Annotated in this window: 19 protein-coding genes; 2 read left to right on the plus strand and 17 right to left on the minus strand. The window is 64.0% G+C overall.

Translation table 11 applies throughout. The features are described from left to right. Both AC1DX0_RS10040 and AC1DX0_RS10045 read right to left on the minus strand, forming a co-directional pair. Positions 1 to 856: ABC transporter permease (locus tag AC1DX0_RS10040; RefSeq protein WP_477355200.1), on the minus strand; the 856-nt coding region annotated here is incomplete at its 3' end. Positions 857 to 997: 141 nt separating this feature from the next. After that, positions 998 to 2089, minus strand: a complete 1092-nt coding sequence (locus AC1DX0_RS10045) for a substrate-binding domain-containing protein (protein WP_477220834.1) — start codon at positions 2087 to 2089, stop codon at positions 998 to 1000. 184 nt (positions 2090 to 2273) lie between these two features. Between AC1DX0_RS10045 and AC1DX0_RS10050 the strand changes: the two genes are divergently transcribed. After that, entirely contained in the window at positions 2274 to 3308 is a 1035-nt protein-coding gene (locus tag AC1DX0_RS10050) for an aldo/keto reductase (protein ID WP_477220835.1), read from the plus strand. 18 nt (positions 3309 to 3326) lie between these two features. Here the strand turns inward: AC1DX0_RS10050 and AC1DX0_RS10055 are convergent, their stop codons facing one another. The 13 genes from AC1DX0_RS10055 to AC1DX0_RS10115 form a co-directional block, all read right to left on the minus strand. Next, positions 3327 to 4139, minus strand: a complete 813-nt coding sequence (locus AC1DX0_RS10055; protein WP_477220836.1) for an NAD-dependent epimerase/dehydratase family protein — start codon at positions 4137 to 4139, stop codon at positions 3327 to 3329. Between the two features lie 3 nt (positions 4140 to 4142). Beyond that, positions 4143 to 5345: a pyridoxal phosphate-dependent aminotransferase gene (locus AC1DX0_RS10060; RefSeq protein ID WP_477220837.1), complete on the minus strand. Its 1203-nt coding sequence runs from the start codon at positions 5343 to 5345 to the stop codon at positions 4143 to 4145. After that, a complete protein-coding gene (locus AC1DX0_RS10065; RefSeq protein WP_477220838.1) occupies positions 5342 to 6961 on the minus strand; it encodes a hydantoinase B/oxoprolinase family protein in 1620 nt (539 codons plus the stop codon). The genes AC1DX0_RS10060 and AC1DX0_RS10065 overlap by 4 nt, the downstream gene beginning before the upstream one ends. Beyond that, positions 6958 to 9054 (minus strand): hydantoinase/oxoprolinase family protein, encoded by a 2097-nt coding sequence (locus tag AC1DX0_RS10070; RefSeq protein ID WP_477355203.1) that lies wholly within the window; start codon positions 9052 to 9054, stop codon positions 6958 to 6960. The genes AC1DX0_RS10065 and AC1DX0_RS10070 overlap by 4 nt, the downstream gene beginning before the upstream one ends. Then, entirely contained in the window at positions 9051 to 10721 is a 1671-nt protein-coding gene (locus tag AC1DX0_RS10075) for a thiamine pyrophosphate-binding protein (RefSeq protein WP_477355206.1), read from the minus strand. Before AC1DX0_RS10075 ends, AC1DX0_RS10070 begins: the two co-directional genes overlap by 4 nt. A gap of 116 nt (positions 10722 to 10837) precedes the next feature. Next, entirely contained in the window at positions 10838 to 12244 is a 1407-nt protein-coding gene (locus AC1DX0_RS10080) for an FAD-binding oxidoreductase (protein WP_477355209.1), read from the minus strand. 54 nt (positions 12245 to 12298) lie between these two features. After that, entirely contained in the window at positions 12299 to 13063 is a 765-nt protein-coding gene (locus tag AC1DX0_RS10085; RefSeq protein WP_477220842.1) for an amino acid ABC transporter ATP-binding protein, read from the minus strand. 12 nt (positions 13064 to 13075) lie between these two features. Next, on the minus strand, positions 13076 to 14068 hold the full coding sequence (locus tag AC1DX0_RS10090; RefSeq protein ID WP_477220843.1) for an amino acid ABC transporter permease: 993 nt from the start codon (positions 14066 to 14068) through the stop codon (positions 13076 to 13078). Positions 14069 to 14152: 84 nt separating this feature from the next. Then, complete coding sequence (locus AC1DX0_RS10095; protein ID WP_477355212.1) at positions 14153 to 15316, minus strand: ABC transporter permease subunit; 1164 nt, start codon at positions 15314 to 15316, stop codon at positions 14153 to 14155. An 83-nt stretch (positions 15317 to 15399) separates the two neighbouring features. After that, positions 15400 to 16434 (minus strand): amino acid ABC transporter substrate-binding protein, encoded by a 1035-nt coding sequence (locus AC1DX0_RS10100; RefSeq protein ID WP_477220845.1) that lies wholly within the window; start codon positions 16432 to 16434, stop codon positions 15400 to 15402. A gap of 89 nt (positions 16435 to 16523) precedes the next feature. Further along, entirely contained in the window at positions 16524 to 17471 is a 948-nt protein-coding gene (locus tag AC1DX0_RS10105) for a LysR substrate-binding domain-containing protein (protein WP_477220846.1), read from the minus strand. An 82-nt stretch (positions 17472 to 17553) separates the two neighbouring features. Further along, positions 17554 to 18303 (minus strand): SDR family NAD(P)-dependent oxidoreductase, encoded by a 750-nt coding sequence (locus AC1DX0_RS10110; protein ID WP_477220847.1) that lies wholly within the window; start codon positions 18301 to 18303, stop codon positions 17554 to 17556. A 12-nt stretch (positions 18304 to 18315) separates the two neighbouring features. After that, the gene (locus AC1DX0_RS10115; protein WP_477220848.1) at positions 18316 to 19026 is read right to left on the minus strand and encodes an SDR family oxidoreductase; all 711 of its coding nucleotides are present in this window, start codon (positions 19024 to 19026) and stop codon (positions 18316 to 18318) included. A gap of 14 nt (positions 19027 to 19040) precedes the next feature. Here AC1DX0_RS10115 and AC1DX0_RS10120 point away from each other — a divergent pair, with 14 nt between their 5' ends. Next, positions 19041 to 19274: a hypothetical protein gene (locus AC1DX0_RS10120; RefSeq protein WP_477220849.1), complete on the plus strand. Its 234-nt coding sequence runs from the start codon at positions 19041 to 19043 to the stop codon at positions 19272 to 19274. A 42-nt stretch (positions 19275 to 19316) separates the two neighbouring features. Here the strand turns inward: AC1DX0_RS10120 and AC1DX0_RS10125 are convergent, their stop codons facing one another. Together AC1DX0_RS10125 and AC1DX0_RS10130 are read right to left on the minus strand one after the other, a co-directional pair. Next, positions 19317 to 20105, minus strand: coding sequence for a FadR/GntR family transcriptional regulator (locus AC1DX0_RS10125; RefSeq protein ID WP_477220850.1), 789 nt, complete (start codon positions 20103 to 20105; stop codon positions 19317 to 19319). Between the two features lie 50 nt (positions 20106 to 20155). Then, positions 20156 to 20503: a RidA family protein gene (locus AC1DX0_RS10130; protein WP_477220851.1), complete on the minus strand. Its 348-nt coding sequence runs from the start codon at positions 20501 to 20503 to the stop codon at positions 20156 to 20158. Between the last annotated feature and the right edge of the window lie 15 nt (positions 20504 to 20518).

Raw genomic sequence — 20518 nt, forward strand, 5'->3', positions numbered from 1 at the left:
GCTCGGAGATGTGTATCAGTGACAGGCCCGCCTGCGGGTCGGCCGAGGTGAACTGGGCGGTGTTGATGATGCCGGCAAAGGCCGCACAGCCGCCGGCGATCATGAAATTGTAGATCTTCATGCGGTCGGTGCGCACGCCGATCTCGCGGGCGCCGATGATGTTGGAGCCCGTCGCAATGGTGTGCAGGCCGAACGTGGTGCGGGAAAGCACCAGCGCCAGCACCAGCACGACCAGCACCGCCCACAGGAAGGGCGTGAACGCCGTGATGCCGTGCCAGGACAGGAGCGCGTCCGATGGCTGGTAGAGACTTTGCCCGAAGATGGCGTTGAAGGGCTGCTCGACCGGCGCCACGATCGGCTGGCTGTTGTAGATCGAGACGACGATGCCTTGCAGGAAGAACAGCATGCCGACCGTGGTGATCAGCGACGGCACCTTGAAGCGCACGGTGATGATGCCGTTGATGGCGCCGACCAGTATGCCGATCAGCACGCCGATCAGCGCGCCGACGGCCAGCGGCACGCCATAGGTGACGGACAGCAGTGCCATGACATAGGGCGCGATCGAGAAGATGGCGCTGAGCGACAGATCGATCTCGCCGGTGATCATCAGCATCACCTCGGCTGCGGCGATCAAGCCGAGCCGGCCGGTGTCGCGCAGCACGACGCTCATGAATTGCGGCGACAGGAAACCGCCATCGCTGCCGAACTGGAAATAGATGACGAGCACGATGGCGACGACGGCGATGCTGGCCTCGCGATAGCGCGACAAAAGGATCAGCAGCCTTTCCGTCATCGTGTGCGGGACCTTGACGCCGACGGCGCTCTTCTTCGCTAGCTTGGTTTCTGTGGGCGGCACTCTTGTCTTCCTGATTTCGGGCTATGGGCGAAGAAGCGGATCGGCGACGGGGCAAAACAGCCGGACCGGCAGCCGTCGCTGCCCCCGCCACATCATTCGAAATGACGCGGCGAGGGCAGGCGTTTCACGGGGTTGACCGTGTCAGGTCGGTTCGACGTCGCTGCGACCCTCGAAGCGGGACTTGCCGACATAGGCGTCGACATTGTCCTTGGTCACATAAGCCTGGCTGGTGTCGCTGTTGGCCGGGCCGACGAGGCCGCCCGACAGCTTGTAGAGATACATCTGCTGCACCGGCAGGAAACCTTGCAGGTAGGCCTGCTGGTCGGTGGTGAAGTTGACATCACCGGCCTTGATGAAGTCCAGCGTCTGCGGGAACAGATCGAAGCCGGCCACCGCACCGCCGGCTTTCACCAACCCATATTTGTTGGACACGAAACCGCAGGCATAGGTGTCGGAGCCGCCGGTGCCGAACAGGCCGTTCACGGTCTTGTGGCTGAGATAATAGCTCTCGACGCGCGAGATTTCCGTTGCCGGATCCGGGCCGGTGTTGACGACATCGTAGGTGACGCCGCTGTTGCTGTCCTTGATCGCCTGGATGTAGCCGTCGAGGCGCGGCTGCGTGTTGAGCGAGCCCGGCACGCCGATCGACAACATGACGTGGCCGCCCTTGGGGATCAGCTTCAGCCACTTCAGCGCCGAGTTATAGCCGGACTGATAGAGCGGCTGGCCGACATAGGAGAGCCGCTTGTTGGGGCTGCCGACCGGCACGTCGGCGTTGAAGGCGACAACCGGAATGCCGGCCTGGGCTGCCATGTCGGTGGCGGCATCGAAAGCCGTCGGGTCGACCAGGCAGACGGCGATGCCGTCCGACTTCTGCGCAATCGCCGTCTGCATGGCGCTGACCATTTCGGAGACCACGTTCTTCTGCGACCCCGTCCACTGGTAGCTGCAGCCGAAGGCGGCGCAGGCATCCTGGATGCCGTAGACGGTCGGCGTGAAGAACTGGTCCAGCGTCACATGGCAGACGAAGTGGAACTTGTAGGGCTTCTTCGGCAGGCCGGGCGATGAATCGGCTGCTCTGGCCGCACTGATGCCGCCGGCCAGACCGGCGCCTGCCAGTCCGCTGGCGAGGCCTGCTGCACCAAGGCCAAGTTTTCCTGCCAGTGCGAAAGCACTGCGCCTGGAGATGGCGGCATTCACCATCTCGATGTGATTTTTCGTGTCGTCGTCCATGCGTTCCTCCCTCTTCGTTTTGCGGGCATGCCCACCTTTGTCGTCTGGTTACATTGTTATATGACAACTTTTGTGTCAATGCTTTTTCGGCGCCGGTTCCAAGACGGGCCGTTTGCGGTCGCAGCGACAAGAAGGCCGCCGCTTGAGCCGGCAGGATGGACAGCAGGGATCACAGGAAGAGAAAATGGCTGAAATCGAATTCAGGGCTGTGGCGAAGAACGGCCTGAAAGTGACGACGATCGGGCTCGGCGGTACCGGGCTCGGCAACATGTACCGCGCCGTCGATACCGATGCAGCGGTGAAGACAGTGCAGGCGGCCTATGACAATGGCATCCGCTATTTCGATACCGCACCGGTCTATGGCTTCGGCGTCAGCGAGACGCGTCTGGGCCTCGCCATCAAGTCGCTGCCACGTGCCGATATCGTCATCTCGTCGAAGATCGGCTACGACCTCGTGCCGATCCCGCCCGAAGAGCTGAAGCCGGCGCTGTGGGACCAGCCCGGTTCGTTCCGTGCCGAGTTCGACTATTCACGCGATGCGGTGATGCGTTCGCTTGAAGGCACGCTGAAGCGGCTGGACACCGACTATGTCGACATGGTCTCGATCCACGATCCCGACGAAGCCATCCATTTCGGCCCCGGCGAGGATCCCTATGCCAGAAGCCGCTTCAAGGAAGCCATGGACGGCGCCTATCCGGCGCTCGACGAACTGCGGTCGCAAGGCGTCATCAAGGCGGTCGGCGTCGGCATCAACCAATGGCAGATGCTGTCCGATTTCGTCGTCGCCGGCGCGTTCGACTATTTCCTGCTTGCCGGCCGCTACACGCTGCTCGAACAGGAACCGCTGGCGACCTTGCTGCCGCTCTGCGAGCAGCGCGGCACCAGGATCATCATCGGCGGCCCCTACAATTCCGGCATCCTGGCAACGGGCGCCGTCAAGGGCGCCACCTTCAACACCAGGCCAGCACCCGAGCCGGTGCTCGAACGCGTCCGCCGCATCGAGGCCGTCTGCGCCAGCCACAAGGTCTCGCTGCCAGCGGCCGCACTCCAGTTCCCGCTCGGCCACCCGCTGGTGTCGAGCGTCATTCCAGGCGCCCGCTCAGTCGAGGAGTTGAAGCAGAATCTGGCCTATCTGCGAGAGGATATTCCCCCAGCGCTGTGGGCTGATCTCAAGCGGGCCGGTCTCATTGAAGTCGACGCGCCTGTTCCGATTGCGTGACGGCGCATCGCCTTGTTGTCACGCGGGCTTGTCGTCCGGATGGCCAAGCTCGCAGAACCAGCCGCCGAGATATTTTACCGACGGTCTTTTCGGATCGGGAATGGGGGTCTTTGCTTCCACGGCGGCGCGGAACGGCTCGGCGCTGTCCTGCGGGATGAAACCCAGATGGTCGGCGCCGCTGTTGTCGACCATCTTCAACTTGTTGTCGGATATGCCGAAGGAGATCGTGTGGCCGACGCGCGGCGCAACAAGCGCTGCCTCGACCAGGCGCACGCAGTCGGCAAAGGAGAGGTAGGACCACAGCATGCGGCGGTCCGCCGGTTCGGGGAAGGACGAGAAGATCCGCAGGCACGCCGTCTCGATGCCGAACTTGTCCCAGTAGAGCCGGCTCAGGCTCTCGACGAAATTCTTCGAGACACCATAGAGGCTGTCGGGGCGCACCGGCGCGTCGACGCCGATATGCGCCTCGACCTCGTGATAGCCGATGGCATGCACCGAGGAGGCGTAGATGACGCGCTTCACGCCGTGTTTCCGGGCGCCTTCATAGATGTGGTAGGAGCCGCGGATGCTGGAATCGAGGATCGTCTGCCATTCGCATTCGAGCGGCGCGCCGCCGAAATGCACGATGGCGTCACAGTCCCTGGTGGCGGCGATCGTCGCCTCCATGTCGGCGAGATCGAACACCGCTTCTTCTTCGTGCGGCGCGAGATCGCCGAACGGCTCACGTCCTGCCAGGCGGATCGTCTTCGCCAGCGGCACCAGCCCCTTGCGCAGTTCCGAGCCGAGGCGGCCGGCAGCGCCGGTGATCAGGATACGGTCGTAATGCGGCATCATCTACTCCACTTGCGCGACGGCGGCGTTGATCCGCGCGATCGCCTCGGTCAGCACCTCTTCGCTGGTCGCSGTCGAGATACGAAAATAGGGTGAAAGTCCATAGGCGGCACCCGGCACAGACGCCACGCGGCCTTCGTTCAAGAGATAGTTTGCCACCGCCGTGTCGTCCTCGAGCACAACGCCTTTCGGAGTCTTGCGGCCGATCAGGCTGGCGCAGCTGATATAGGCATAGAAGGCGCCGTCCGGCGGTGACAGCGCGAGGCCATTGATCTTCCTGATCCCATCGACGACCAGATCACGGCGCGCCTCGAACGCTTGCCGGAAGCGCGCGACTTCGTCCTGTGGACCGTTGAGCGCGGCCACCGTCGCCGCCTGCGCGATGGAGCAGACGGAGGTGCAGGACTGGCTCTGGATGGTCGACATCGCCTTCACCAGCGGCGCCGGTCCGGCCGCATAGCCGACACGCCAGCCGGTCATCGCATAGGATTTCGAGACACCATTGACGATCAGCGTGCGTTCTTTGAGTTCCGGGCAGGCCTTGCCGAAGGAAACGAATTCGCGCCCATCGAAGAGGATGTGCTCGTAGATCTCGTCGGAGAGGATCAGGACTTGCGGATGCCTTGCCAGAACCGCACCCAGTGCCTTGAGATCAGCTTCCGAATAGACCGCGCCGGACGGGTTGCCCGGCATGTTGAGGAAAAGCCACTTCGTCCTTGGCGTGATGGCCTTCTCCAGCACGTCCGGCGTCAGCCGGAAGCCTGATGTCTCCGGACACTCGACGACGACGGGCGTACCGCCGAGCAGCTTCACCATTTCCGGATAGGAGACGAAATAGGGCGCCGGCAGGATCGCCTCGTCGCCGCTCTCCAGCGTTGCCATCAGCGCATTGAAGATGATCTGCTTGGCGCCGTTGGCCACCACAATGTCGTCGGCCGCGTAATCCAGCCCGTTTTCGCGGCGGAACTTGCCGGCAATGGCTTCGCGCACCTCGGCCGTGCCGGCAGCACCGGTGTAGAGCGTCTGTCCCGCCTTGGCCGCGACATGGGCGGCATCGATGATGTGGCTGGGTGTCGGGAAATCCGGTTCGCCCAGGCCGAGATCGATCACGTCGACGCCCTTGGCGCGCAGTGCTTTGGCGGCTTGCGAGGCCGCCATCGAAGCCGAAGGCTTCACCGCCGACAGGCGCGAGGCAATGTAGCTCATTTGCCGTTCTCCGAAATGTATTCCTTGGAACGGTCGTTCGCCCGCGCCTCGGTGCTGCGTTTGGCCGGATCGCCATAGCCGCCGCCGCCCGGCAATTCCAGGATCAGCCGCCGGCCGGCCGGAACATGCTGCCAGCCCTTGGGCCGCATCTGCGTGCCGTCGTCCAGCTTGACCACGCCGGCGACGCCAGGCTCGCCGCCATTGCGTCCGTGGGCAGGGTGGTTGACGCGGTCGAACATGGCCGAGAAGTCGAACTCATGGCCTTCCATCGGGGCGATTTCGATCACCTGTCCGAGGCCGCCACGGAATTCGCCGTCGCCGCCGGAGTCCGGCCGCAGCTCCTTGCGCCAGATGACGATCGGCCCGGTATGCTCCGTCGCCTCGATCGGCATCGTGTGCACGCCCGAAGGGAAGGCCGTCGCCGACAGGCCGTCGAGGCCGGGGCGCGCACCCATGCCGCCGGAGTTGAACATCAGCACTTCGGCGCGCCGACCCTGGCCGCCCGCGACCGGCCGCACCGAGATGTGGATGTTCCACAGCGCGCCGGCGCCCTCGGCAAGGATCTTGCCGGGCATCGCCTGAGCAATCGCGCCCAGCACGAGGTCGGGGACCATGTGGCCGAAGATGTGCCTGAGCGCCACCGGCGCCGGCCGCACTGCGTTCAGGATGTTGACCGGCGACGTCACGGTGAAGAAGGCGAGCGAGGCGGCGTTGTTGGGGATGTCSGGSGCCACCACGCATTTCAGCGCGTAGCAGGCATAGGCCTTGCTGTAGATGATCGGGCAGTTGATGCCCCACCGGCTCATCGGGTCGGTGCCGGTGAAATCGACCTCGACATGGTCGTCGCGGACCGACACTTTTGCCGCCAGCTTGACCGGTGCGTCATAGCCATCGGTGACGAGTTCGTTCGACCAGCTGCCCTTCGGCAGCGCCTTGATGCGCTCGAGCATGGCATCGCGTGTGCGCGAGAAGATGAAGTCGCCGAGCCCGTCGAGCGAGGAGAGCCCGATCTCCTTCATCATGTCGACGAGGCGCCGGTGACCGACCTCGTTGCAGGCGGCGAGCGAATAGAAATCGCCGACCACCTGGTTCGGCTCGCGGACATTGGCGCGCAGGATCCTGACGAGGTCGAGATTGACCTTGCCCTTTTCCGCGAACTTCATGATCGGGATCTGGATGCCTTCCTCGTAGACAGACTTGCCGTCGGCGCCAAAGCCGCGTCCGCCGACATCGACGACATGCGCCGTGCAGGCGAAGAAGGCCACCAGCTCACCGTTCAGGAAGGACGGCGACACCATGGTGATGTCGTGCAGATGGCCCGTACCCAGCCAGGGATCATTGGTGACGTAAGTATCGCCCTCGAACATGGTGTCGCGAGGGATTTCGTTCATGAAATGCAGCACGGCCTCGGCCATGGTGTTGACATGGCCGGGCGTGCCGGTCACCGCCTGCGCCAGCATCTGGCCGCGCGGATCGAAGACACCGGCCGACAGGTCGCCGGACTCGCGCACCGAGGTCGAGAAGGCGGTGCGCAGCAAGGTCAGCGCCTGCTCCTCGACCACGGAGATCAACCGGTTCCACATCACCTGCATGCGGATGTCGCTGATGTCGCTCATGACTGGCTGCCTTTGCGGATCAGAAGGATGGCGCCGTCGCTCTGGATGACGGCATCGAAGCTGGTGGTGACGACGGTGGACGTCTCGCGTTCGACGATGACCACCGGCCCGGCGACGCAATCGCCGGCGCACAGCGCATCGCGTTCGACGATACCGTAGGTTTGCGGCTCGCCGCTTGCCGGATCGAACACCGCGCGGGTCGTGGCCGGCTGGCTGGTTCGAGTGCCTGCCGTGAGTTCATGCCTGGCGACATCGGGCCGGATATCCGTCGCCTTGACCGACCAGGTGACGATCTCGATCTCCRGCCCGTCGAGCCCTTCGATGGCGCGGCCGAAGAAGCGCTGGTAGTTCGCCTCGAACAGGTCCTTCAGTCGTGTGGAGGCATCGTCGCCGAACGGCTTGTCCGGCAGCGGCACCGGGATTTCCCAGCCCTGGCCGGCATAGCGCATGAAGGCGGTGATCTCGCAGGTGATGCTGCCGCTGGCGCCGCTGCGCACGAAGCTTTCGGCTGATGCTTTGAGGTCGCCGAGCAAGGCATTGATCTCGGCCGGCCTGAAGCGCGACAGGCGGGTAAGCTTCGACGCCAGCGCCTCGTAGCCGAACGGCGCCTTGAGGAAACCGATCGCCGAGCCGACGCCCGCGCCCTTGGGCACGATGCAGCGTTCGATGCCTAGTTTTTCGCAGAGCCTTGCCGCGTGCAGGGGAGCAGCGCCGCCAAAGGCGATCATCAGATTGTCGGAAATATTCTTGCCGTTCTCGACGGCGTGGACGCGGGCGGCATTGGCCATGTTCTCGTCCACCACCTCGCAGATGCCGAAGGCCGTCGACATGGCATCGAGCGACAGGCGCTCGCCGACATCGCGCAGGATCGCCTGTTCGGAGGCCGCCGTGTCGAGCCGGATCGCGCCGCCGGCGAAATTGTCGGGGTCGAGCTTGCCCAGCACCAGATCGGCGTCGGTGATCGCCGGGCGTTTGCCGCCGCGGCCGTAGCAGGCAGGCCCCGGCTCCGATCCTGCACTTTCCGGCCCTGTCTGGATACGGCCCATGGCGTCGACCCAGGCGATGGAGCCGCCGCCGGCGCCGATCTCGATCATCTCGATGACGGGAATAGAGATCGGCATGCCCGAGCCCTTGCAGAAGCGRTAGGTGCGCGCCACCTCGAAKGTYCTSGCCGTGCGCGGCGCAWAGTCCTCGATCAGGCAGATCTTSGCGGTSGTGCCGCCCATRTCRTAGGAGACGACCTTYTCCAGGCCGAAGCGTCGGGCGATATCGGCAGCGAAGATGGCGCCGCCGGCCGGGCCGGACTCGACTAGGCGCACGGGAAATTCCGAAGCCGTCTCCACCGAAATCAGGCCGCCGCCCGAATGGATCATGAAGACCGGGCATTCGGCGCCCATCTCCTTCAGCCGCGTCTGGAAGCGGGCGAGATAGTCGGCCATTTGCGGCCGCACATAGGCATTGGCGCAGACCGTGTTGAAGCGTTCGAACTCGCGCATCTGCGGCGACACTTCGGCGCTGATCGAAATCGGTATGCTGAGTTTGCGCGAAAGAATCTCACGCGCACGGCACTCGTGAGCCGGATTGGTGTAGGCGTGGATAAAGCCGACCGCCACCGAGCCGAAGTCGCCGGCCGCGATCTGCTCCGCAATCTCCTCGAGGGCGGCTTCATCGAGCGGCTGCAGTTCCTGTCCTTCGGCGCCGATCCGGCCCTTGACCGTGAAGCGGTGCTCGCGCGGGATGAGTGGCGTCGGCAGCTGCAGGTTCAGATCATATTGTTCGAAGCGGTTTTCCGTCCGCATCTCGATCACGTCGCGAAAACCTTCTGTCGTGACCAGCGCGGTCTTGGCGCCGCGGCGTTCGATCAGGGCGTTGGTGGCGAGCGTCGTTCCGTGGATGATGATGCCGATCTCGGCGGGCGAAATGCCGGCATCGCGGGTGACGACGGCGATGCCGTCGAGGATCGCCTGCTCGGGCGCGGCATAATTGGTCAGCACTTTGGTGGAGAACAGCGTTCCCTTGAGCTCAAGCGCAATGTCGGTGAACGTGCCGCCTATATCAGCGCCAAGACGGATGTCGTCGATTCCTGAGGTCATGCCTTGGCCTTCTGCGAAGCGAGCGCGGCTTCGCGCATCTGGGAAAGGGTCTGCCGGGGCGTCAGCGCTTCGGGCGAGATGGCGATGTCGAGAACGGCGCCCGTCGCCGAGGCGAGCGCGCGGCCGAAGGCGGCTGCGAAATCCCCGGTGGATTCGACCCGCTCGGCATGGAAGCCATAGGCCTTCGCCAGCGCCACGAAGTCCGGATTCTCGAGCGAGGTTCCCGAGACGCGTGCCGGATAGTGGCGCTCCTGATGCGCGCGGATCGTGCCGTAAATGCCATTGTTGAGGATCAGCACGATCGGCTGCGCCCCCGCCTGCATGGCGGTTCCGAGTTCCTGGCAGTTCATCTGGAAATCACCGTCGCCGGCAAAGCAGACAACCGTGCGCTCCGGGAATGCGACCTTCGCCGCGATTGCCGCCGGCAGGCCGTAGCCCATCGCCCCGGATTGCGGCGCGAGCAGCCGCGCCCGCGGCCCGAACTTGAAGAACTTGTTCGGCCACACGGTGAAATTGCCGGCGCCGTTGGTGAGGATGACATCGGCGGGCAAGGTCTCGCGCAGCCAGGCGCTGACCGCCACCATATCCACCGGGCCGGGCTGGACGGGTGCCGCGAATGTCCCTTGATAGGCCTTGCGCGCCGCCGCGCGCCATTCCGCCCAGCCGCCCTTGACCGGCGTCAGCGCCTTGGCGAAGGCGTTCGGGCCGGCATGGATGCCAATCGTCGGCACATAGATCTTGCCGATCTCGCGGTCGGAGCCATGGACATGGATCAGCTTCTGGCGCGGTTGCGGCACCGACAGCAGCGTATAGCCGTCCGTGGTCATCTCGCCGAAACGCACATTGACGGCCAGGATCACGTCGGCGTCGCGGATCAGGTTTTTGACATGCGCCACCATGCCGACGCCAGCCTCGCCGACGAAGGCCGGCGAATGATTGTCGAACTGGTCCTGGTAGCGAAAGGCCGCGACTACCGGGATGTCGGAGGCCTCGGCGAAAGCCTGCAGCGCCGTGCGTCCATCCTCTGTCCAGTTGGCGCCGCCCATGAGCAGGACCGGCCTCTCGGCCGCCGCCAGTAGCTTGAGTGCCGAAGCCATCGCATCCGGGCTCGGCGCCGGCTCGAAAATCGCGGGCGGCCCGCTGAGCAGGGCGGCCTCGGTCAGGGTGGTCAGCATGTCTTCCGGCAGGGCGACCACCACGGGGCCGGGCCGTCCGGTCAGGGCGGTGGTCCAGGCCCGCGCGACGATTTCCGGCAGGCGCGAGACATCGTCGATCTCGACCGCCCACTTGGCGACCGTGCCGTAGACGGCCCGGTAGTCGATCTCCTGGAAGGCTTCGCGACCTTTCATGTCGGTGCCGACCTGGCCGACGAAGAGGATCATCGGCGAGCTGTCCTGCATGGCCGTGTGGACGCCGATGCTGGCATTGGTAACGCCCGGGCCGCGTGTCACGAAACAAATGCCCGGCGATCCCGTCAGCTTGCCATAGGCCGAGGCCATGAATGCCGCGCCGCCCTCATTGCGGCAAAGCACATAGTCCAGCCTKCCMTGCGTGTCRTGCAGSGCGTCGAGAACGGCSAGATAGCTTTCGCCAGGCACACCGAAGCTCTTGGTCGCGCCGAGCGCGATCAGGCATTCGACAAGAAGGCGGCCGCCATTGCGGATCATGTTTTCGACATCCTCGGTCTGGCGGCAAGCGGATCCGGCCTGCCTTTCGGATTTATACCTGCACGCCGTCGGAGCGGGGCGAAATCAAGAAATGCCGTTTATGCGAAAGTTTTTCTTTACTCAGCAGTCAGCAGCAGAACGCCGGGGTTCATCGTGCCCAGCGGATCGAACGCACTCTTCAGCCGCGCCATGAGCTCCCGCTCCACCGCGCCGCGATTGCGCTCGGCCAGAGCAATCTTGGCGCGACCCAATCCATGCTCGGCCGCGAAGCTGCCGCCCATCTCCGTGGCGAGCACCGACAGTGCCTCGGCGAACTGTCYGGCCTTGCCGTCGAAATCAGTACGGCCCTCCGGCGGCGACAGATTGTAGTGGATGTTGCCGTCGCCGAGATGGCCGAACGGGTTGATCCGCACGCCGGGCAGAATGTCCTGGCAGAGCTTGGCGCCGGCCTCGATGAAGCGGGCGATCGCGCCCGGCGGCACCGAGATGTCGTGCTTGAGCTGTTCGCCCTCCAGCCGCTGCCCCTCAGGCTGCTCCTCGCGCAGCCGCCAGAACTGCGCTCGATGCGCGCCCGATGTCGCCAGCGCGCCATCCAGGATCAGACCTTGCTCCATGCCCCATTCCAATGCCGAATTCAGGATCTCGTCCAGGGGAACGCGGGGCGAGCCGGAAGCCAGTTCAACCAGGAGATAGACATCGCCTCGTGTCCCCAACTGATAGGTGAGATCAGGCAGATGCTTGAGCGCCAGTGTCAGGCCGACATCGCTGAAGAATTCCAGGCCTGTCAGAAATTCGCCGGCCTCGCCGCGCAGAAAGGCGCCGAACGAAACGGCGGCGGCAAAGTCGGGCATGACCAGCAGCGCACTCGCCTGCTGGTTTGGCGTGGGATAGAGCCGCAGCACCGCGCGCGTGACGATGCCGAGCGTGCCTTCCGCGCCGCAGAACAGCTTGCGCARCTGATAGCCGGCATTGTCYTTCTGAACCGCGCGCAKCCCGTCCCACACCGCGCYRTCMGGSGTCACGACCTCGAGGCCGAGSACAAGATCCTGCATCATGCCRTATCGGAAAGCCTGGCTGCCGCCGGCATTGGTGCCGATCAGGCCGCCGATCCKGGCGCTGCCTTCGGCGCCSAGATGCATCGGRAACATCAGGCCATGCGGTTCCAGCGCCTCGTGCAGCGCGGCAAGCACGACGCCCGCTTCGACGACGACCGATCCACTGTCGAGATCCGGTTCGCCGATCGCCGTCATACGCGAGAGCGAGACGATCACTGCGTTCGGCTGCTCCGCGACGGCACCACCGCAAAGCCCGGTGTTGCCGCCTTGCGGCACCACCGCCAGTCCGGCCTCCCGGCATGCTGCGATGACCGCAGCCACTTCAGCGGTGGTGGCTGGCCGCGCAACGCCAAGCGGTGCAATGCCGTAGCGGTTGAGCCAATCGCGTTGGTATGGCACGGCATCGGCGCCCGAAAGCCAGCCTTTCGGTCCGAGGATCGCGCGCAGTGCGGCTGTGGGATCAGTCATGGAAATACCTGAAGATGTGTGCTGCTTCAAACCTTGCATCTTCAAAAATGCCGTTCAATGGCCCAGCACCTGCGACAGGAATTGTCGGGTGCGTTCGTTGCGGGACGCGGTGAAGAATTCGTCCGGTGGCGCCTCCTCGACGATCTCGCCGCCATCCATGAACACCACCCGGTCGGCGACCCGGCGGGCAAAGCCCATCTCATGCGTGACGCAGATCATCGTCATGCCTTCGGAAGCCAGCGTCACCATGACGTCGAGCACTTCCGAAATCATTTCCGGATCGAGCGCCGAGGTCGGCTCGTCGAACAGCATGATCTGTGGCTGCATGCACAGCGCCCGCGCGATCGCCACCCGCTGTTGCTGGCCGCCGGAAAGCTGGCCGGGAAACTTCATCGCCTGCTCGGGAATGCGCACCTTCTCCAGATAGCGCCGTGCGGTTGCCTCGGCCTGCGCCCGCGGCTGCTTGCGCACGATCATCGGCGACAGCATGCAGTTCTCCAGCACTGTCATGTGCGGGAACAGGTTGAAGTGCTGGAACACCATGCCGACCTCCCGCCTGATCCCGTCGATATTGCCGACATCGTCGTTGAGCTCGGTTCCGAGTACCGTGATGCGACCGCCATTGTGCTGCTCCAGGCGATTGATGCAGCGGATCATGGTCGACTTGCCGGAGCCGGATGGGCCGCAGACGACGATCTTCTCGCCGCGCTCGACGGACAGATTCACCTTTCGCAGCGCGTGGAACGTCCCGTAATATTTGTCGAGATTTTCGATGCGAACCGCGGGTCCGGCCGAGGGGGTCGACTTGTCTGAAATCATATCCGCGCCTCCCTAGCGTTCGCTGACCGACATGCGGCGCTCGAGAAAGGCGCCGTAGCGGGACAGGCTGAAAACGAAGACGAAGTAGATGAAGGCGATGAAGGCGTAGACCTCGACATAGGCGAAGCGCCATTCGCCGGTTCCATAGGCGGCATTGCCGGAAGCCAGGATCTCGAAGAAGCCGACGATGACCACCAGCGAGGTCTCCTTGAACGAGATGACGAACTGGTTGATCGTCGCTGGCAGCGCGTTGCGCATCGCCTGTGGCAGCAGGATGCGGCCGATGCGCTGCCAATAGCGCATGCCGAGCGCCATGGCTGCCTCCTCTTGTCCCGTGGGAACGCCCTGCATGCCGCCGCGCACGATCTCCGCCTGGTAGGCGGAGAAGAACAGGGCCGAACCCAGGATCACGCGGTACAGCTTGTCGCCCTGCAGCCACTGCGGCAGCGCGAACGGCAGCACGATGGCGAATGTGAACAGGATCGAGATCAGCGGCAGCGAACGCACCCCGTCGATGATCAGGCCGGTGGTGCGGGAAATCCAGGGCAGCTCCGACCGGCGCAGCAAGGCCAGGCAGATTGCAAGCGGGAAGCCGATCAGGCAGGTGGTGACGAAGATGAACAGGGTCAGCGCCAGCCCGCCCCACGCTTCCTCGCCAACGAAGGGCAGACCGAGCACGCCGCCCTTCATCAGCACGTAGAAGACGGTGGTGCCGATGCCCCATACCAGCGCGATGCGGCGGCCTGTCCAGAAGGCTGGAATACAGCTCAGCATCGTCATGACCACCACGGCCACGCAGGCCAGCGCCGAGCGCCATTGCTCCTCATAGGGATAGAGGCCGAAGAGGATGATGCGCCACCTGGCCGCGATGACCGACCAGCAGGCCCCGGCCGCGGCCTGGCAGGCCTCGGGTCCGCCGCTGGTGGTGAAGACGGCCGAGAAGACCGCCCAGTTGAGCAGCTTCCAGACGATGAAAGCCATGATCGCCAGAGAGATCAGCGACATCACGGCCTGAAGCGGCGTCGCGAAAAAGCGTCGCCTCAAATCCTCAAGCTTTCCGGGGGTGGGCGGAGCGACCATCTCCATGGCTCAACCCCTCAACTGATTGCCCTTGAGGGCAATGGCCTTGTTGAGGCGGTTGAACAGCGCGGCCAGGCTGAGGTTAATCGCGAGGAAGCCTGCCATCAGGATGCCGATCACTTCGAGGGTCTGGCCGGAATGATTGATCGTCAGCGCAACGATCATGAAGAAATCCGTGAAGCCGACCGCGATGCCCATCGTGGTCGCCTYCATCAGCCAGACATACTGGTTGGCGAGGATAGGCAGCATGGCGCGCAGAGCCAGCGGCAGCCGCACCAGCGTGAACACCCGCCAGGGGCTCAGGCCCAGCGAGAGCGCCGCTTCCATCTGGCCCTTGCCGACAGACTTGAAGCCGCCGCGCACGATCTCGGCGATGTAGGAACCGCCATAGATGGCGATGGCGATGGCCAGCGCGGAAAACTCCGGTGGAATGCGCAGGCCGCCCCTGAGGTTCAGGCCTTGCAGCGCCGGAAAATCGACGAACGGCGCGTCGGGCAAACGGCCGACCGCCAGGATGACCGCCGCGCCGGCAAGCGCTGCCGCCGCTGTGGCGAATTGGATGCCACGCCGCTGACCGATTGCCTGGTTCAGCCGCGATGTGCTGCCCAGCCAGAGCGGCAGCACCATTGCCGCGAGCAAGGCAAACAGGGCCAGCGCCATTGTCACGCCGCCGACATTCGGGAACGGGATGTARAGCCCCCGGCTGGTGAGCAGAAAGCCCCAGGCTTCGTGCGCGGCGCGCGGCGGCGGCAGATGCGTGATCAGCGCGTACCAGAAGAAGACCTGGAGGATCAGCGGGATGTTGCGGAAGATGTCGACATAGGTGCGGCCGAGCAGCTGCGCCAATTCGTTGGAGGAGGTCCGTGCCAGGCCGACAATGGTGCCGACGATCGTCGCCAGCATCAGGCCGACGGTCCCCAGGAACAGCGTGTTGGTGATGCCGATGAGGAAGAACCACCAATAGGGGTCATTGGCGGTGGCGGGCAGCAGCGTGAAGTTCACATCCCAGCCGGTCGACTTGAACAGGAAGTCGAAACCGGAGGTGATGCCTTGCTCAGCCAGATTCCGCCGCGCGATCACGACCCCGGCAAGCACCAGGGCTGCGATCGAGCCGACATAGAGAATCTGCAACAGCGTGTTGCGGACCTTCTGATTTCTCAGCAGGCTGACCATCGATCAATCTTCCTCGAAATTGCCATCGGCTCCGCCCGGCAGAGGCCGGGCGAAGCCTGGGAACAGGATGCGTTCAGACCCGATCAGTCGATGACCAACGGGAACAGGACACCGCCATTGTTCCAGAGGTTGGTCAGCTCACGGTCCATCTTGTAGGGCGAGCCCTTGCCGAGGTCGCGATCGAAGATCTCGCCGTAATTGCCGACATTCTTGATCACCTTGTAGGCCCAGTCGTCGGAGAGCCCGAGACCCTTGCCCATGCCTGGCGTTACGCCGAGGAATTTTGCCACCTGCGGCGAGGTCGGCTTGGCCTTGATCTCGTCGACATTCTTGGAGGTGATGCCTTCCTGCTCGGCGAAGATCAGGGTGCTCAACGTCCAGTTGGCGATGTCGACCCAATTGTCGTCGCCTTGCCGCATGATCATGACTTCAGGCTCGACCGCGAGCACGTCGGGCAGGATGACGTGGTCTTCGACCTTGCCCTTGGCGATGCGCGCGATGGCCAGCGTCGGACCCCACTGCGCATAGAGATCGCAGCGCCCCGAGAAATAGGCCTGCTCGAGTTCCTCGGTCTTTTCGATGAGCACAGGCTCGAGCTTGATGCCAAGCTTGGCCGAATAGGCCGCGACCTGCTGTTCCTGCGACGTGCCCGCAGGAATGCAGATCGTGCCGCCTGCGGCATCCTTCAACGACTTCAGATTGAGTTCCTTGTGCGCCATCACCTTGGTCGTGCCGAGGTAGTAGGACATCGAGAATTGCAACCCGAGTTCGGTGTCGCGGCTGAGCGTGCCGCCGGATGCCTTGATGATGATGTCGACATCGCCCGACTGCAACGCCGGCCAGCGCTGCGCCCAGCTGATCGGAACGACCTTCAGCTTTGTCGGATCGCCGAACACCGCCGTGGCCACTGCCTTGCAGAGATCGATGTCCATGCCCTTCCAGTTGCCCTTGTCGTCCACCTCGGCAAAGCCGAGATAGGAGCCGTCATGGCCGGTGCAATTCAGCACGCCGCGTGCCTTGACCGTGTCGAGTGTCTTGCCGCCGGCGGCTTGCGCCGGCGCCGAAAAATGCACGAGGCCAAGGGCCAGGGCCGCAGCCCCCCATTTCATCGTCTTCATTGTTGTCGTCTCCGCTGTTGAGGTTGTTCCGTTTCTTGTTGTTGGAGCCGCGAAAGAGACCTTTCGGGGCTCGGTCTCGAAGCCGCTTGCTAGTCGGAAAGCGGGGTCGGTTTCGGCAAGGAGATCGCGAGGTCGTTTCGCCAATCCTGCTGGGCCAGCCATCGATGCAGGGCGGCCACCGCCTTCACGCGCAGATGCCCGCGCGGGACGACCAGATAGAAGCCGGGGATTTCCTCCGGCCGCATATCGGCGATGGCGTCGCGGCCGATCGGCGCGACCAGCGTGCCCGCCCGAAAATCCTCCTCGGCGTCGATGACCGAGACCAGGCCGACGCCGATACCCTGAAGGGTTGCCCGGCGCATGGTCGCCGCGTCGTCGAAGCTGATGCTGCGGTCGCCATCCGTCAGCTCGACGCCGAGGTGGCGCAATATGTCCGGCCACAGGCGCTTCGACTTGACGGTGTCGAGCAGTGTGAACTTCGTCAACTCATGCGCTGACTTGATCTTCTCGCCGATCGCTGGCGTGCAGCAGATGATCTTCGGGTCGGGCACCAGCAGCGTGGTCTCGTAGTCCGGCCAGTTGCCGTAGCCCCACTGCACCGTCATATCGATGTCGTCGCGGCCGAAATCGGGCAGGTCGACCATSGTCGTCAGGCGCAGATCCGCCCCCGGCAGGATYTCSCGGAACAGCGAAAGCCTGGGCAGCAGATAGTGAGTGGCGAAGTACGGGCTCGCATTGAGGTTGATGCGGTCGCGGTAGGTCGATTTGGTGACGCGGCGTACACCTTCCGAAAACTCGTCGAAGCCGGCTTTGATGTAGTGCGAGAGAAGGATGGCGGACTCGGTCAACTCGATCGAGCGGCCCTTGCGCTCGAAAAGCGTCACCTGGAGCGTGTCTTCCAGCAGCTTGATCTGCTGGCCGACCGCTTGCGGTGTGACCAGCAACTCATCCGCGGCCTGGCGAAAGCTCTTGTGCTGCGCCACGGCGTGGAAGACGCGAAGCGCGTTCAGCGAGGGAAGGCGCAGCTTGCCGGTCATCGAAAATTCCGCTCCTTCCGCTCGAGGCTCCGTCGATCATGCAATGCCGTATTTCAGCCGTCGGTGGCTGCATAAAGCCGCCTCAGGCGTAGATATAACCACCTGAAACAATGACGTTTTCGCCGGTCATGTAAGTGTTCTTCGGGCCACCCGTCATCAGCACCCATTCGGCAATCTCGGTCGGCTCGGCGCCGCGGCCGAGCGGGCTTGCCTTAGCCAGTTCCTCCAGGAAGCCGAGCGCCTTTGCTTTCTCCGTGGCCATGCCGGCGGGCGCCACCGAGTTCACCAGAATGCCGTCCTTCGCCACGTGATGGGCGAAGGAACGCGTCAGGCTGACGACGGCAGCCTTGGTTGCCGCATAATGGGCGTTCTGCGGATGCGCCTTGAAGGCGTCGACGGAGGTCAGGTTGACAATGCGGCCGCGCACATGGGCCTTTGGCTCCTGCGCCTGCATGTGGCGAACCGCCGCCACCATCATGTGGTAGGTGCCCTTGATGTTGATGCCGTTGGAGGCGTCCCAATCGGCGTCGCTGATTTCCAGAAGCGGGCGGCGCGGATAGATCGCGGCGCAATTGATCAGCGTGTCGATGCGCCCGAGCTTGGAAACGATGGCGTCGAAGGCCGTGTGGCACTGCGGGCCAACCTGGATGTCGCATGCCGCCGCCGCTGTCGGCAGGCCCTTGGCCTTTGCCGGCGCGAGCGCGGACTCTGCGGCCTCCTGATTGATGTCGATGATGCCGATCTTCGCCGCCCCCGCCTCGACAGCCATCTCAGCCAGGAGAGCGCCGAGGCCGGCGCCGCCGCCAACGATCAGAACGGAAAGATCCTTCATTTAAAGTTTTCCTTACTTGGTGCCGCTTGGCGAAGTCGGCCAGGTCGGCATGATGTCGAAACGGGTAACGTCCGCCCATGCGGGGAGCGCAAGCACGGCGACGACCATCCTGGCCACGTCGTCCGGCTGCACCACTTTGGAGGCGTACATGGCGGCGCGTGCCTTGGCGTCGAGTATGTCCTGGTAAAGCGGCGTCTCGACGCGGCCGGCGACGATCTCGGTGACGCGAATGCCTGATGGCGAGAGGTCGGCGCGGAGTGCTGCGGCAAAGCCTGATATCGCCGCCTTGGTGGCTGAATAGACGGCAATGTTGGAATAGGCCGCATGCCCCGCGGTGGAACCGGTGAACAGGATGTGGCCGGACTGCCGCTCGCGCATCTGCGGCACGACCAGGCGGGTGAGCAGGATCGCCGCGCTGAGGTTTATCTCCAGCGTGGTGTCGATGTCTGATATCTTCATGTCGGCGAAATTGCCGAGCGGCGGCATGATCCCGGCATTGTTGATCAGCACGTCGATGGTCAGATCCGCCAGAACCGCTTCCAGCGCCTCGCGATCGGTGATGTCGACGGCGATCGGCACGATGCCGGGCCGTTCGGCCTGCAACGCCTTGAGTGCGGCCTGGCTGCGTCCGACCGCATAGACGTCGTAGCCGGCATCGCTCAATGCGATCGCCATGACTCGTCCTATGCCGCTCGTTGCTCCTGTGATGAAGGCTGTCGTCACCTGGGCTTCCCCGTTTGCCTGGATTTCAATGTGCGGCGCTGGCCGGCGCCGCGAAACCAAGAAAACCAGCAAAAAGGAAAGATAAACTTTCGAATTTTCTTTTCTCGCCCGAAAACCGGGCAGTCGGTCACTCCGGCGCCGAGGCTGAAAATCAGGGGAAACGGCAGGAAAACGACATTTTCTGCCTGCTGAAAGCGCTTTCGGTCAGCCAGCGCAACAAAAACATGGCTTTCGCAATGCACGGCTAATCTAGTTGCCGGCGAAGGACCGTACGATCGACGTCACCGGCTCTATCCGCCGGTGGGCGAGGGCCTCTTCATATCGGTGAACAGCGAGGCCGCCGCCGCCTTCTGCTCCGCCTCCGTCGCCTCGACGCCGGAAGCCCGGGCCAGCGCCCGCACACGCCCGAGGCTGTTGTGCAAATGCTTGCGCATGGCCTGGCGCGCGGCGCGGCCGTCCTGCCTTTCGATGGCGTCGACGATGGCTTTATGCTCGTTGTGGATGCGCGTGTAGTAGCTGTCCTTGCGCTCCGGCGTGACCACGTAGCCGAGTTGGAAGCGCGGCACGATCATCGGCCTGAGATAGGCGAGGAAGCCGTGGATGAATTCATTGCGTGCCGCCCTGGCGATCGCCAGGTGGAAATCATAGTCGTAGTGGATCTGGACGACGGCCGGATCCGCCTGCTGGGCGTCGACCTGTTCCATCAGCGCTCGGATGCCGTTCGCCTCCGCGTCGGTTCGCCGTTCCGCGCACAAGCCGGCGGACTCTACTTCGACACTCAACCGCAGCTCGAGCAAGGCGATGGTTTCCGGCAAGGTCCTCAGCGCCTCGTCAGGTATCGAGAAATTGCGCCGCACTGGGGTTTCGCTGACGAACATGCCGCGCCCTTGCTGCGGCACCACCATGCCGTCGGAGCGCAACCGCGCCACCGCTTCCCGCACCACGGTGCGGCTGACATCGTATTCGGCGCAAAGCTCCGCCTCGGTCGGCAATTGCGCGCCGGGCAGTAACGATCCGGAACGGATCTTTTCCGATAGGCTCTCCGCCACGACGGTGGAAAGCGGCTTGCGCTTCGTCATCAGTCTCCCTCTCACCCGATTCGCGATGATGCCCGAACCGGCAGGACCATTCAAACCGCCGCGGTGACGATGAGCTCGACCAGCATCCCAGGTTTGGCCATCCGCCCTTCGCCGGAGGAACGCGCCGGCGCGTGCTCATTCGGTATCCAGGCGTCCCACACCGTGTTGACCTCGTCGAAATCCCTGATGTCGTCCAGCCACATCTGCACGTGCAGGATGCGGGTCTTGTCGGTGCCTGCCTTCGCCAGCAGTGCGTCGATCTTGCTGAGCGCCTCGCGCATCTGGTCGGAGGCGGACTGGCCTGGTCTCGCGACCTGGCCGGTGAGGTAGAGCGTGCCATTGTGGATGACGCCGTGATGGATGCGGGTGTCGAAGTCGAAACGCTGGATATCGCTCACTGGTTGTCCTTGTCG

The sequence above is a fragment of the Mesorhizobium sp. P3_A9 genome (assembly GCF_056402975.1).

Excerpts from the sequence above, each read along its gene's own strand:
- AC1DX0_RS10045 (WP_477220834.1), bottom strand. The coding sequence starts at position 2,089 with ATGGACGACGACACGAAAAATCACATCGAGATGGTGAATGCCGCCATC.
- AC1DX0_RS10050 (WP_477220835.1), top strand. The coding sequence starts at position 2,274 with ATGGCTGAAATCGAATTCAGGGCTGTGGCGAAGAACGGCCTGAAAGTG.
- AC1DX0_RS10055 (WP_477220836.1), bottom strand. The coding sequence starts at position 4,139 with ATGCCGCATTACGACCGTATCCTGATCACCGGCGCTGCCGGCCGCCTC.
- AC1DX0_RS10085 (WP_477220842.1), bottom strand. The coding sequence starts at position 13,063 with ATGATTTCAGACAAGTCGACCCCCTCGGCCGGACCCGCGGTTCGCATC.
- AC1DX0_RS10090 (WP_477220843.1), bottom strand. The coding sequence starts at position 14,068 with ATGTCGCTGATCTCTCTGGCGATCATGGCTTTCATCGTCTGGAAGCTG.
- AC1DX0_RS10100 (WP_477220845.1), bottom strand. The coding sequence starts at position 16,434 with ATGAAGACGATGAAATGGGGGGCTGCGGCCCTGGCCCTTGGCCTCGTG.
- AC1DX0_RS10110 (WP_477220847.1), bottom strand. The coding sequence starts at position 18,303 with ATGAAGGATCTTTCCGTTCTGATCGTTGGCGGCGGCGCCGGCCTCGGC.
- AC1DX0_RS10125 (WP_477220850.1), bottom strand. The coding sequence starts at position 20,105 with ATGACGAAGCGCAAGCCGCTTTCCACCGTCGTGGCGGAGAGCCTATCG.